This window comes from Paremcibacter congregatus (assembly GCF_006385135.1).
GTDB lineage: Bacteria > Pseudomonadota > Alphaproteobacteria > Sphingomonadales > Emcibacteraceae > Paremcibacter > Paremcibacter congregatus.
Window position 1 is genome coordinate 1,153,258 of the sequence record NZ_CP041025.1, and the last position, 13,779, is coordinate 1,167,036.

Annotated in this window: 12 protein-coding genes; 7 read left to right on the plus strand and 5 right to left on the minus strand. The window is 52.2% G+C overall.

Annotated elements, in window-relative coordinates; genetic code table 11:
* Positions 1-112: 112 nt before the first annotated feature.
* Genes FIV45_RS05095 through FIV45_RS05105 form a run of 3 tightly spaced genes read left to right on the plus strand, consistent with a single transcriptional unit; the run spans position 113 to position 2,352 of the window.
* Complete coding sequence (locus tag FIV45_RS05095) at positions 113-520, plus strand: DoxX family protein (RefSeq protein WP_099471313.1); 408 nt, start codon at positions 113-115, stop codon at positions 518-520.
* On the plus strand, positions 521-1,381 hold the full coding sequence (locus FIV45_RS05100; RefSeq protein WP_099471314.1) for a pirin family protein: 861 nt from the start codon (positions 521-523) through the stop codon (positions 1,379-1,381).
* On the plus strand, positions 1,369-2,352 hold the full coding sequence (locus FIV45_RS05105) for a glutathione S-transferase family protein (protein WP_099471315.1): 984 nt from the start codon (positions 1,369-1,371) through the stop codon (positions 2,350-2,352). The genes FIV45_RS05100 and FIV45_RS05105 overlap by 13 nt, the downstream gene beginning before the upstream one ends.
* 65 nt (positions 2,353-2,417) lie before the next feature.
* Here FIV45_RS05105 and FIV45_RS05110 read toward each other — a convergent pair whose 3' ends face one another.
* On the minus strand, positions 2,418-2,837 hold the full coding sequence (locus FIV45_RS05110; RefSeq protein ID WP_099471316.1) for a nuclear transport factor 2 family protein: 420 nt from the start codon (positions 2,835-2,837) through the stop codon (positions 2,418-2,420).
* A gap of 179 nt (positions 2,838-3,016) precedes the next feature.
* Between FIV45_RS05110 and FIV45_RS05115 the strand changes: the two genes are divergently transcribed.
* Positions 3,017-3,583, plus strand: a complete 567-nt coding sequence (locus FIV45_RS05115) for a TetR/AcrR family transcriptional regulator (RefSeq protein WP_099471317.1) — start codon at positions 3,017-3,019, stop codon at positions 3,581-3,583.
* Between the two features lie 35 nt (positions 3,584-3,618).
* Here FIV45_RS05115 and FIV45_RS05120 read toward each other — a convergent pair whose 3' ends face one another.
* From FIV45_RS05120 to FIV45_RS05135, 4 genes are all read right to left on the minus strand, one after another.
* Positions 3,619-4,701 (minus strand): HD domain-containing phosphohydrolase, encoded by a 1,083-nt coding sequence (locus FIV45_RS05120; protein WP_099471318.1) that lies wholly within the window; start codon positions 4,699-4,701, stop codon positions 3,619-3,621.
* Positions 4,688-7,693, minus strand: coding sequence for an ATP-binding protein (locus tag FIV45_RS05125; protein WP_165776898.1), 3,006 nt, complete (start codon positions 7,691-7,693; stop codon positions 4,688-4,690). The genes FIV45_RS05120 and FIV45_RS05125 overlap by 14 nt, the downstream gene beginning before the upstream one ends.
* Positions 7,694-7,823: 130 nt before the next feature.
* A complete protein-coding gene (locus FIV45_RS05130) occupies positions 7,824-8,288 on the minus strand; it encodes a YaiI/YqxD family protein (RefSeq protein WP_099471320.1) in 465 nt (154 codons plus the stop codon).
* Between the two features lie 48 nt (positions 8,289-8,336).
* A complete protein-coding gene (locus tag FIV45_RS05135; protein WP_099471321.1) occupies positions 8,337-8,789 on the minus strand; it encodes a methyltransferase family protein in 453 nt (150 codons plus the stop codon).
* A gap of 211 nt (positions 8,790-9,000) precedes the next feature.
* Between FIV45_RS05135 and FIV45_RS05140 the strand changes: the two genes are divergently transcribed.
* The 3 genes from FIV45_RS05140 (at position 9,001) to FIV45_RS05150 (ending at position 13,733) form a co-directional block, all read left to right on the plus strand.
* The gene (locus tag FIV45_RS05140) at positions 9,001-12,228 is read left to right on the plus strand and encodes a reductive dehalogenase (RefSeq protein WP_099471322.1); all 3,228 of its coding nucleotides are present in this window, start codon (positions 9,001-9,003) and stop codon (positions 12,226-12,228) included.
* Positions 12,229-12,285: 57 nt separating this feature from the next.
* The gene (locus FIV45_RS05145) at positions 12,286-12,579 is read left to right on the plus strand and encodes an ArsR/SmtB family transcription factor (RefSeq protein ID WP_099471323.1); all 294 of its coding nucleotides are present in this window, start codon (positions 12,286-12,288) and stop codon (positions 12,577-12,579) included.
* A 104-nt stretch (positions 12,580-12,683) separates the two neighbouring features.
* Positions 12,684-13,733, plus strand: coding sequence for a permease (locus tag FIV45_RS05150; protein ID WP_099471324.1), 1,050 nt, complete (start codon positions 12,684-12,686; stop codon positions 13,731-13,733).
* Positions 13,734-13,779 lie beyond the last annotated feature (46 nt).

The window sequence follows — 13,779 nt, forward strand, 5'->3', positions numbered from 1 at the left end:
AATAGTTCTTTATCTTACTGTTTATCGAATTTTATGCAACGGTTATAGTGATTTCATTGACGTAACACAGAGCGTTTTAGGCTCACATGAATTTTTAGAAAAGGATATCACAATGACCAAACTGACCTCTTATTCCGCTCCCGTCGGGCGTGTTTTTATCTCCCTGATTTTTCTGCTGTCAGGCATCAGTAAAATTTCTGCCTATGAAGGCACCCAGGGCTATATGGAGGCCATGGGCATCCCGGGGGCGCTGTTGCCGCTGACCATCCTCTTCGAAGTTGTCGTATCCCTCGCGGTGATTATTGGCTGGCAGACCCGGCTGGCGGCCTTGGCGTTGGCGGGCTTCAGCATCGTCACCGCGTTTTTGTTTCACGGGAACCTCGGGGATCAGATCCAGTTCATCATGTTTATGAAAAATATCGCCATGGCCGGCGGCTTTCTGTTTCTGGTGGCGAATGGCGCGGGCGTCTGGTCCGTGGATCAATGGATCGCCAACCGCTCAACCGCACAGGAGGCATAAATGAGCAAGGTCAGACAAATCATCACAATCAGTCCGGGGCAGGCGGCCTCGGACGGCGCCGGGGTCAAGTTGACCCGTTTGATGGGAACCGGAGAGGTCAAACACCTCGACCCCTTTCTGCTGATGGATACCTTTGAATCCGATAATCCCAATGACTATATTGGTGGCTTCCCGGAACATCCCCATCGCGGCTTTGAAACCGTCACCTATCTTCTCGCCGGACGGATGCGTCACAAGGACAATGCCGGGCACGAAGGGGTGATCAATCCCGGTGACGTGCAATGGATGACCGCCGGGCGTGGTATCCTGCATTCGGAGATGCCGGAACAGCAGGATGGCCTGTTGCGCGGCTTTCAGTTCTGGGTCAATCTGCCGGCGCGGGACAAAATGACGGCTCCCCGCTATCAGGAATATGCCGTGAACAGCATTCCGACGGAAAGTCTGGTGCCGGGGGGCACGATAAAGGTGATTTCCGGCCGTACCGATCAGGGCACAGAAGGCCCGGTGCGGGGTGTCGCGACAGCCCCGATTTTCTTCGATGTCACGCTGCCGGAGGGGGCGTCATTCAGTCAGTCCCTGCCGGAAAGTCATAACGGCTTTCTTTATATGGTGGCGGGGCGGGCTGAAATTGGTTCTGACCTGTTAGGGGAACGTCATTTGGGTCTGCTCGGCGACGGGGATCTGGTGCATGTCACCGCAGGCGATCAGGGCGCGCGGTTCCTGTTGCTGGGTGGGCAAAGGATCGAAGAGCCCATCGCCCGCAGCGGCCCCTTTGTCATGAACACGGAAGAAGAAATTCGTCAGGCCTATCAGGATTACCGGGCCGGTCGCTTTCTGGGAGAAGATCAATGGGACTGTTAATTGACGGAAACTGGCATGATCAATGGTATGACACCAAGGCCAATGACGGACGGTTCGTCCGGCAAGATTCCCAGTTTCGTAATTGGGTCACGGCAGACGGGGCGGCGGGGCCGACGGGAAAGGGCGGTTACCGGGCGGAAGCCGGCCGCTACCATCTTTATGTTTCGCTGGCCTGCCCCTGGGCCCACCGCACCTTGATTTTTCGTGCACTCAAGGGACTGGAGAGTATGATATCTCTCTCCGTGGTGCATCCGTTTATGGGGAAAGAAGGCTGGACTTTCCAGGAGGACGCCGGGGTCGTAGGGGATCCTCTGCATGGGGCGAAACGTCTGCATCAGGTCTACAGGGCGGCGCAAGCCGACTATACGGGTCGGGTGACGGTGCCGGTCTTGTGGGATAAAAAGACCCGGACCATTGTTTCCAATGAATCTGCGGAAATCATTCGCATGTTCAATTCGGCTTTTGACGAGATTGGGGCTGCGTCCGGGGATTATTACCCACAGGAATTGCGCGGTGAGATTGACGCCCTGAATGCCCGCATCTATGACACGGTCAATAACGGGGTGTATAAAGCAGGCTTTGCGACCCGTCAGGAGGCTTATGAAGAAGCGGTGGGTCCCTTGTTCGACAGTCTCGACTGGCTGGATGATATCCTCAGTCGTTCTCGCTATCTGACCGGCGCACAGCGCACGGAAGCCGATTGGCGGCTTTTCACCACTCTGGTGCGTTTTGATGCGGTCTATGTCGGGCATTTTAAATGTAATTTGCGTCGCATCATCGACTATCCACATTTGTCCGGGTACCTGCGCGATCTTTATCAGCAGCCGGGCGTGGCGGATACGGTGAATATGGATCATATCAAACAGCACTATTATCAAAGCCATGACATGATAAATCCGACTGGTGTGGTGCCCTTGGGGCCAATGCTTGATTTTATGACCCCTCATAATAGGCATATACTGGGACAGTAAAAGGAACTGTATCAAGACCAAAACGGTAGCCCCGGAAGCGATAAGGTAACTTCCGGGGGTGGGGATCATGCTTCAGGTTTTGTCGCGATGCGCAGATCAGCCGGGTCGATGGCCAGATCATTGATGCTGGCGTAACGGCGGGCCATAAGACCGTCTTCATTAAATTCCCAGTTTTCATTACCGTAAGACCGCATCCATTGTCCGGTCTCGGTATGCTGCCATTCATATTCAAAACGTACGGCAATGCGATTATCACTGTACGCCCAGAGCTCTTTCCTGAGCTTGTAATGAAGTTCCCTCTGCCATTTGGCGGTGAGGAAAGCCTCAATGGCGGCGCGGCCTGTCAGAAAAATATCCCGGTTGCGCCATTCGGACCCGGGCGTATAGGCAAGGGAAACCTTCTCGGGGTTACGACTGTTCCAGACGTCTTCCGCCAGTTGAACTTTCTGTCGGGCGCTGTCCAGGGTGAAGGGTGGTTTGATCATGTGAAACTCCTTTTATGTACTGATCGGTAAATATTAATTCTCATAAAAATACTGATCGGTCAATATAAAATAAATAATAAGGTGGTTTTCGGTTTATTAATCTCATATTGAGTGACTGTTGACGCTTTCCTTTAGCTGTGATAGGAACCAGAACAGATCAGTAACTATTGGAGAGTTTGGTGCGACCGTCTAAACGTGATGAATTGGTGCAGAAGGCATTGGAAGTTTTTTACCAAAATGGCTTTCATGCGACCGGCATGGATATGTTGGTGGCGGAAACCGGTATTTCCAAAACGTCGATGTATAAACATTTCCGCACCAAGGAGGATCTGATTTTGGCGACCCTGCGCCTGCGGGATGAACAGTTTCGCAACTGGTTGTTTCGCCGGATGGAAGAGTTGGGCGCCACCCCGCGCAGTCAGTTGATCGCCATGTTTGATGCGCTTAAGGAATGGTTTGCCCAGGACGCCTTTCGCGGGTGCATGTTTATCAAGGCATCTTCGGAGTATCAGGAAGAAAACGATCCCATCTATAAACAGTCGGCGGAACATAAGCGGCTGCTTTACAGTTATATCTGCGATCTGGCTAAAAAAGCCGGAGCACCGCGGCCGGAAGCCCTGGCCCGCAGCCTGTTGCTGTTAAAAGAGGGGGCTATTGTGACGGCTCACCTCAGGCATACGGCCAATCCGGCCATGGATGCCAAGGCGGCGGCGAAAACCCTACTTGCCGAGGCGCTGGGGCAGTAGAAATCGTTCCTTAGTTCACACTTTATATTGCGGGGTTAAGCCTTTTTCGCCTTGAATACAGGGTCGGGAATTTCCGTCTTGATCTGGCAGATATCATCAAAAGACTTTTCAAACTGGTTCCTGATTTCCGGATCAAAATGCGACCCGCAATTTTCTTTGATGTAAGCGAGTGAATCTTCAAAGTTCCAGGCTTTCTTGTAAGGTCGTTCCGAGGACAGGGCGTCAAATACATCGCAGATGGTTGTAATGCGGCCTTCAATCGGAATGGCCTGGCCCGCGAGCCCATTGGGGTAGCCGCTGCCATCCCATTTTTCATGATGGGTGAGGGCGATATCATGCGCCATCTTCAGAAGGGGAGATTTGTCGCCTTTGAGAATGTCCGCGCCGATCTGGGCGTGGGTTTTCATAACCACCAACTCTTCTGGATCAAGCTGACCCGGTTTAAGCAGAATGTGATCGGGAATGCCGATTTTACCCACATCATGCATGGGGCTGGCGTGCAGGATCAATTTACAGAAATTGTCATCCAGGCCTAATTCCTTGGCCAGAAGATGTGATGTTTGCCCGATACGGAGAATATGCTGGCCGGTTTCGGTATCGCGCAGTTCGCTGGCCATACTCAGGCGGTTGATGATTTCCAGGCGCGTGCGTTCGATTTCCCGGGTGCGTTTGGCGACCAAATGTTCGAGATAGACATTTTCATCCGTCAGCATGGAATGATAGGTTCTCATTTCCAGCAAATTATAAACTCTTTGCAAAACTTCGGCATTATTGAATGGTTTGGTGAGGAAATCCTTGGCGCCTTCGGACAGGGCCCGGAGACGGGTGGTGTTGTCTTGTTGTGCTGTCAGGACGACTACAGGCAGATAGTCATTTGGCGCATATTCCCGCAACGATTTCAATACCCCAAAACCGTCCAGTTTTGGCATCTGGATATCCAGTAACATAATGTCGAAACGCTGGGATTTGAATATCTGAATTGCTTCGAAGGGGTCGGTCGTTGTGACGATATGCTCGAAGCCGTCATCGCTGAGCAATTCCCGCAGCAGAAAAATATTCGCCGCATTGTCATCGACGATCAATATCCTGGAATTTTTGTATAGGTCAGGTAGCTCCATTATCAATCCCTATGAATTTCTTGATCTGTTGTAGAGTTTTTTCAAGGTTAATCGGTTTGGTCAGATAGGCAACAAAACCGGATTTCAGACCTTGTTTGATGTCTTTGGACATGGCGTTGGCGCTGAGAGCAATAACGGGTATTTCTTTTGTTGCGGGATCTTTTTTCAGTTCGGTCAGGGCTTCTACGCCGTTCATGCCAGGTAGGTTGATATCCATAAGAATCAGGTCAGGTATTAGTTCTTTTGCCGTTACCAGGCCTTCTTCTGCTGTCTGAGCGCTATGGAACGTGATATTGTCTATTTCATCGATCATTTCCTGCATCAGTTCCAGATTGGCCGGGTTATCTTCTATGTACAGCAGGGTTGATTCACTTGCAAAGGACGAGGACTGGTCTTTATGGGTTTTCTTTGTGGGGATGTTTTGGGCTGTCCGCGTCTGTTCCGTGGTGCAAATCGGGAAATCAGCGAAGAAGGTGGATCCTTTGCCTTCTACACTTTGGAAGGAAAGGCGCCCCTTCATTTCCTCAATCAGACGTTTACAGATCGTCAATCCGATGCCGGCACCCTCAACGGAGGTCTTTTCTTTACCCAACCGGTTGAAGGGCTCAAATATGTATGGTTTTACCTTATCAGGAATACCAATACCTTCATCCTCTACGGCGATACGTATAAAGTCATTATTCAACTGAGATGTGGTGACTTTAATGGATCCGTTGGCTGAATTATACTTCACTGCATTAGACAGAAGATTGGTGATAATTTGTTTGGCCCGGGTATAGTCAACCAAAATATTTGGAGTTTCGTCACTGTTCAGGATCAATTCTAGTCGGATATTATGTTCTGTCAGCAAAGGTTCAATCAATTCCTCACATTCCTTGAGGAGAGTCGATAAAGGAATGCTTTCCACCGAAAGAGAGATCTGACCCGCCTCAATTTTTGACAAATCAAGAATATCATTAATAAGGTCGAGAAGAAGTGTGCCGCAGGTGATGATGCGCTCGACAAATTTTGCCTGTTTTTCCTCAAGCGGATTTTTCTTGTTGCTTTCCAGCAACTGGGCGAAGCCGAGGATGCCATTCAGCGGGGTGCGCAATTCATGGCTCATGCTCGACAGGAACTCCGATTTGGCTTTATTGGCATTATCGGCCTGTTGTTTGGCTTGGCGGAGTTCTTCTTCATATTCCTTACGTTGTGTGATGTCTGTTGCAGATCCCCGGTAGCCAGTAAAGGTTCCGTCGGCGTCAAAAACGGGAACGCCGTTGACATTCATATATAGTTTCATACCATCCGGACGCTCCAGATGAAATTCGAAATCTTTCAAGGGGCGGTGGTTTTCAATGGTTTCCTGATAAAGACGCCATTTTTCCGGGTAGTTGCTTAGATCTTCTGGGGTGGCCACTTCCTGGCGGGTTTTGCCCAACATTAATTTGTGGGAAAGTCCGGTGAATGAACCTCTCTGGTCCGAGACGTATGTAAAGCGGAAATTTTCATCCATTTCCCATAGGAATTCAAAAGTATTTTCCACAATGTCGGTCAGCCGGTCATTGATGACCTTGAGTTCTTCCTCGGCTTTTTCCCGTTCTTCGATTTCCAGATTAAGACGCCGGGTACGCCAGGCAACCCGTTTTTCCAATTCTTCATTGCTGCGTTTTAATTCCGCTTGGGTGGCGCGAAGATTTTGTTCCCGGTCGCGGATACGTTCACACATGATGTTCAGATCGGTAGATATTTCGTAAAGTTCCTTGCTGCTGGTGATGGGGATGATGCGGCCGTAATTTTGTGCAGCAATATTTCTGGCGGCGCGGGCGATTTTATTCAAAGGAAGAACCAGATTGCCGCGCAGAACGAAATACAGGCTTATCACGATAAAAGTCAGGGACAGCGCGCCAATTCCTATGATCAGGCTGCTGATCTGCAGGGCGGCTTTGTTCGACATCTCCAACGGATAGCTGGTGACATACAACCAATCCGGCCCGGCTATGCGCCATACGGACATATATTGTTTATATTCTGGAATATAGACAACATCGCCGTTCTTTTTATTTTGAAAGATATTGAAAATATCACTGTATTTACTTGTCTGGGTCTGGGACGCAATGGTGATGCCCTTTTTATGATTACTGCGCAGGGTTTGCCCAGGGGCCAAAATGACGCCCCCCTTATTGTTAAAGAGAAAGCTGTCCGATCCGAACAGGTTGAGTTCCTTGGTTTTTTCCTGAAACTGCTCCCAAATGATGTCATAGTTTACCGCCGCCACATGCTGATCCTCTATGTCGATCGGGCGCACAGCTGTAATCAAGTGTTGGTTAACGATTTCATCGTAATAAGGGTCGGTCCATTTGCTGGTCCGGTCGGGATTGTTTTGTGGCCAGGCCAGCGTGTTCCAGTCAAGGCTATCGAAGTCTGTGGTGGCCTCCACATCCAGACCGGCCGGTTGTCCCTTCCAATAGATCATGAAATGACCTTCGGGCATATGGTAATACATGCCCGCATAGCGGTAGGACATGGCCAGACCATTTTCGCGCAAGACCTGATGCATGGCGACAAGGGTTAATCGATAAAAAGGAGAGGCATCAGCACGTTCAATAGAGGCCAGACCGGTAATGTCCTGAATGAAATATCCATCTGGGTGGATGCGGCCCTTAAAATGGTCGAGGCGCACCCTGTAGGTCCCATCATTTTTCTTTTCGAATATATCGGAGAAAAGCAGATCAATCTGTTCGGGGGGAAGGTTTCTTAACTGTTCAATTCGGTTTTCGAGAAACCCTGCCGCGGTTTCCAGATTAAGACTTACCGTTTCAAAAAATTTTTCCTGGCGGCGACCATGGTTGGTAACATATTCAGACAGATTGGTGCGGTAAAGTTGCGCAAAAATATCCTGAACGCGCCAATAGCTCAAAAGCGCCGCTGTGGTCATTGTAAAAGATACAACAAGGGCAAGGTACAACAATGTCATCGTTGACATGGACCGTAATTTTGCTTTTTCAGTCATAGACATACTCATATGAGCAACGGCGGCGGTGATCAGTATCCTACCATTATGTAAGGTAAATCTAAAGAAATTATTGATGCAGAAGTTTAGACGGTCTTCTACATAAGTTTTGATTATAGGTGATCAGGGGTTAAGCATTGAGAATTTTCTGAATTTCGCTTTCCAGCGCCTGAAGGAAGCGGGAGCGGTCGGCTTTGGAAAAACTGGCATTATAGCCCTTGCTTTCGCCGGTTTCCCGTTGGTGGGCCTTGATTTCCCGCAGGGCAAGGGCGTTCCCAATGTTGTTTTCGGAGAAAGGGCGTCCTGTCGGGCCAAGGACGGTAGCATCTTTATCCAGGCAGCGTTTGGCCAGTGGAATATCGGCGGTGATGGCAATGCCATGGGGGCCGATATGGTCTGCGATCCAGTCATCGGCGGCATCGGCGCCTTCCGGCACCACGATCTTTTCGACCAGCGGGCCGACTTCCAGACGCATCCATTGATTACTCACCAGATAGACTTTGAGGTTATGGCGATAGGAAACCGTAAGCACCTCGTCCTTTACGGGGCAGGCATCGGCATCGACATAGAGGGAGATGGCAGTTTTATCGGACATAGGTGACCTTGTTCATTACGGGAAGGCTGTTGTATCCTATTTTAGAATTTAAAACCAGCGGCGAACTCTGGATTTATAGAGGCGAAATTCTTCCCCGAAAGCATCTTCCATGTGGGCCTCTTCAAACGGGATATACCAGCGATTGGCGATCAGGAAAAAAATCAGCGGGAAAATGATGCTGAAGGTTGTGCTATAAAGAATGGCCATGCCGAATGCCACCAGAAACATGCCCATATACATAGGGTTGCGGGTATAGCGGAACGGACCGTCTTGCACCATATGATCCGGCTTTTTGTATGGCAAAATGTTGGTCTGATGGCGGAGAAACAGATAGCGCGCCCAAGCGGCGAGGCCCAGGCCTGCGAGGATGAAAAGCCATCCGGCATAATGCAAGGGCGCGGGCAGCCATATATGGGTGGCGAGACCATAATGATTGGAGGCCCATATGCCGATCAGGCACAGAGCAAATATAATGGGCGGCAAAAATATTTTGCGCATCATCTTCGTCTCCTCAGAAGTCGATAGCCATAAGCCTAAGCCTGCCCGCTTTCCCCGTCAATGTTTAATGTTTTTCGCCAGACTGAAGCTGAGGTGAGGGGAAGCAACCGTATTTATACTGCGGTGAACTATTTAAGGATTTTAATAATATAGTTGAATATTCAATCTATTTGTTGTAGGTTTTTGGCAGATTGTTATACTTTCGGGAGTTTATATGCGTTTATTTTCTTATAAAGATCGTCCTTTTCATTTGGGCCCTTATCCTCTGGAAAATGTGAAGCGCAGAGATGGGGCGGCTGATCTGAGCCGGATCCCCGCTATGACACCCCTTTCTTTTCGCCGACCGCAAGATCCGCTGAGTCTGGTCAATGCGATGCAGGATTATCAGGCGATGCTCGATGCCATTCGCGATGGCTCGGTAAAAGACCAGACAGGCGAAATTCCGGACGACCTGGCGGAACGCGCCCGCCACTTGAAATCCTTCGGCTATTATTGCGACGCCAGTCAGGCGGGCGTCTGCGCACTGCCGAAAGAAGCCATTCTGGATCAGGCGATTGTAAACCCTGATATCGCCCGGCTCGCGGACATCCTGAAGCATAAACAAACCAGCACCCTGGCCTCCGGGGTTGACGTGGTGATGGCGGAACTGAAGGAAACCATGGAGACACCGGCCAGCCGGATCGATCATCATAGTCACGTCATAGTCTATCTCTATGAATTTCCCCGTGATCCGGCGTCCGGGGAGCCGGGGACGGACTGGATCGGGGAGGCGCAGTTGCAACGGGCGGCCTTGCGGGCGGCGGAAACCACGGTGGTGATTTCCAACTATATTCGTTTGCTGGGCTATGAGGCCCGCGGCCATAGTCACAGCAGCACGGACGTAAATCTCCACGCGCTCGCGGTGGCGGCCGGGCTCGGCGAGGTGCGGCAGGATGAGAATGGCCCTTATGTGGAGAACCCTTATCTTGGGCGGCGGTTTGGCATTGGCGCGATCACCACCACATTGCCGTTATTGCCGGACCGGCCTTTGGCCCCTTCAGGGATCACAACGAAATGGCGCAGTCACGGCCCGGCCTGGTGGCTGGGAATATCCACGGCAAAAAGTGCGTTGAACCAACTGCTCTATAAAGACCGGCGGTTTAAGGACGGGGCCTATCCCTTTGAGCGCAGCCAACGTCAGGAGACGCCGACGACTTTTATTGACGAACCTCGCGTGGCGCGGGTGCCGAAGCGCACCGATATGTTCGCCCGGGCGTTGTTTGGCGATATGGGCAGGACGGTTCAGGAGGCGACCAAGAACGGCAATTATGTGCGCAAGAACCCGACTTCCTTCGCCGCCCGACGGGCGCTCGGGGCGTTTATCCTGATCCAGAATGGCGATGCGGCGCCAGAAGTTCATCCGGCCGCGACGGAAGCACAGCGTAACGCGGACAATGTCAAGGCGGCGCTGAATTTCCTCGGGGCCGATGCGGTGGGCATCAGCCGCTGCCCCGACTGGGCCTATTATTCCCATGACGCCGGCGGGGCGGAGATCACGCCCTATCACCAGAACGCCATCTCGGTCATCATCGATCAGGGCCATGAAACCATGGACGGGGCCAGCGGCGACGACTGGATCGCCTGCGCCCAATCGATGCGGGCCTATTTGCGTTTCTCCCTGCTCGGCGGCATTGTCGCCGGACATATCCGCAATCTGGGCTATTCCGCCCGCGCCCATACGGTGATGGACGGGGAGGTGTTGCAGCCGCCTTTGCTGTTGCTGGCGGGCCTCGGGGAAGTGAGCCGCATTGGCGAGGTGATCCTCAACCCCTATCTCGGGCCGCGCCTGAAATCCGGGGTGATCACCACCGACATGCCGCTCGCCCATGACAAACCGATTAATTTTGGACTGCAGAATTTCTGTAATAACTGCAATAAATGCGCCCGGGAATGCCCGTCAGGGGCGATTACCGCTGGGCCGAAGCTGATGTTCAACGGCTATGAGATCTGGAAGTCCGACAGCCAGAAATGCACCACGTACCGCGTCAGCCAGACGGCGGGAGCCATGTGTGGGCGTTGCATGAAAACCTGCCCGTGGAATCTGGAAGGGTTGTTTGCCGAAGCGCCTTTCCGCTGGCTTGCGACCAAGGCCCCCTGGGCGGCGCGTTTCCTGGCCCATCTGGATGATCGGCTGGGTCATGGTCGTCGCAATCCCCACAAGAAATGGTGGTGGGATCTGGTGATGGAAAATGAAGGGCCTTACAAAAAAGCCGCTTCAGCCAATGAACGGGAACTGCAGACCGACCTTGATCTGAAATATGAGGACCAGACCCTGGCGGTCTATCCGGCCAATCTGGCGCCGCCGCCCTATCCGGCGCCTTTCCCCATGGATCGGGAAGAGGGTATCGCGGCTTATGAAAAAATGATCACGCCCAGGGCCTATCAGGACAGGCTGGCCAAGGGCGAGACGCAGGGTCTGGCCCATGAGTTCAGGATACCTGCGGGCCCACCGCCGGTCTTTCAGGTGCAGGTGGTAAAAGCGGAGCGCATGACCGATGACGTGACAAAATATGAATTTACCTCACTCGACGGGGCCCCGTTGCCCGCCTTTGATGCGGGGGCGCATATCGATGTGGCCGTCGCGCCGGAGTTCTTCCGCCAATATAGTTTGAGTGGTGATCCGGCGGACCGGGCCCGCTATCAAATTGCCGTTTTGCGCGAGGACGAGGGACGGGGCGGCTCAAAACTGATGCACCGTATCTTTAGCGAGGGCCGCAAGGTCTTTATATCGCCGCCGCGCAACCATTTCCCGCTTGTGGAGGACGCTTCGAAAAGCTATCTGATGGGCGGCGGTATTGGCATTACTCCGATGATTGCGATGGCGCATCGGCTGTATGCCTTGGGGCGGGATTTTGAAGTGCACTATTCCTGCCGATCACGGGCCTCTGCCGGGTTTCTCGCGGATTTGGCGACGGTGCCGTGGCGGGACAATGTGCATTTGCATTTCTCGGATGAGGGGAGCCGGGTCGATCTGGGCCGGCTTTTTAGACAAACTGATCTAACCCAGCATATCTATGTTTGCGGCCCTGATCGTTTCATGACGGCGGTGCTGGATGCCGGGGAGGCGGCGGGCTGGCCAGAAGAAAACCTGCATCGGGAGTATTTCGCCGTGCCGGAGGGGGTCGACTATGTTAATCATCCCTTCACCGTGAAGCTGGCGCAATCCGGACGGGAGATCAGGATTTCCGCGGATCAGAATGCGGCAGAAGCCTTGATTGCAGCGGGTATTCCGGTCGACGTGAAATGTTCGGACGGGCTCTGTGGTGTCTGCGCCTGTGGCCTGCTGGAAGGAGAGGTGGAGCATCGGGATTTCGTGCTCTCGAAAAAGGATCGCGACCATAAGATTATCCTCTGTTCTTCCCGCGCTGTGGAAGAGGGTGGCATTGTGGTTGTTGATTTATAATTCGAATATACTAGAACAGTAGTTGACAGCGATAATCCCTTTTGCTATAAGGCGGCTATGGAACTTGAGAAAATAGCACAATGCCTGGCGGAGCTGGGCCATTCGAAGAGATTGCAGGCCTATCAGTTATTGGTCCGTGCCGGTGATGAGGGGTTGACCGTTGGCGAAATTCAACGCCATCTGGACATGCCGAAATCCACGTTCTCCCATCATATCGACCGGCTCAGTCGCGTCGATCTGATTTCACAGGAGCGGGAGGGGCGGATTATACGCTGTCGGGCCAATTTTGGTGCGATGCGGAACATTGTCGACTTTCTTTCGAAGGAATGCTGTAGCGGTATTTTCACTTAGGCCGTTCTAAGATGAAGCAGGTGTTCCGGGCTGCGGTGTTGCGGAAGTCATCCTGTTTTTTTACATCTAATAGTACGATAATTCTAGAATAATGGGAATTTATGATGAATGAAATATATGAACAAGATATTCTGGCGCGAAAGCCTTTCAATCCGTTCAGAATTTTACGCCGATGGGATAAAGTGGTTCTGGCGATACTCCTGATTACGCTTGTCTTGGCGTTGACGTCACAGCAGCAGGCGCTGAATAGTGTCACTGGGACCGGTCTGTCGCTTTTATCCGTTGCGCCCTTTATTCTGTTGTCCGTATTGCTGGCCGCTTATATCAAGGCTACGGGCCTGGATCAGCAGATTGCCCGGGCCTTTAGTTATTCGCCGGTCAGGTCAATATTCTTTGCCGCCATTCTCGGGGCTTTGTCGCCTTTCTGCTCCTGTGGTGTGATCCCGATCATAGCCGGATTGTTGATTTCCGGTGTGCCGCTGGCGCCGGTGATGGCTTTTTGGCTCGCGTCTCCGCTGATGGACCCCGAGATGTTTATTCTGACCTCGGCCGTCATGGGTTTTGATTTTGCCGTGGTCAAGACAATTGCCGCCCTGGGTATCGCCTTGTTCGCTGGGTTTGTGATTCATTTTTTCCGGCATCTGCCGATGTTTCAAACTGTTTTGCGCGAGGGTTACGCCAGCGGGTGTGGCGGTCCGAAGGCTCCGGAGAGCGGCGTCATATCTCTTAAATTCTGGCAAGAAAAGGCCCGCCTGGCGGAGTTTAAGAAGCAGAGCCTCTCTACGGGCTGGTTTTTGGCGAAATGGTTGACGCTGGCGTTTTTGCTGGAAAGCATCATGCTGCGTTATTTGCCGGCGAACGGGGTTGCAGCGCATCTGAATGGGGATCAATGGTGGACCCTTCCCCTCAGTGCTTTGGTAGGTATTCCGGCTTACCTGAATGGCTATGCCGCCCTGCCGACCCTGTCTGCTTTGCTGGACAAGGGGATGGACCCGAGCGCCGGCCTGACGTTTGTCATTGCCGGGGGCGCAACAAGCATTCCTGCGGCGATGGCGGTATTTTCTCTGGTGAAAAAGAAGGTATTTGCGGCCTATATCGTTTTCGCCCTCAGCGGTGCGATCCTGTCGGGCGTGCTTCTGGGGCCTTTGTTATAAGGTTTTTTTATGTTGGGTGAAGATGAAAGACTGGGGGGACGGAAAG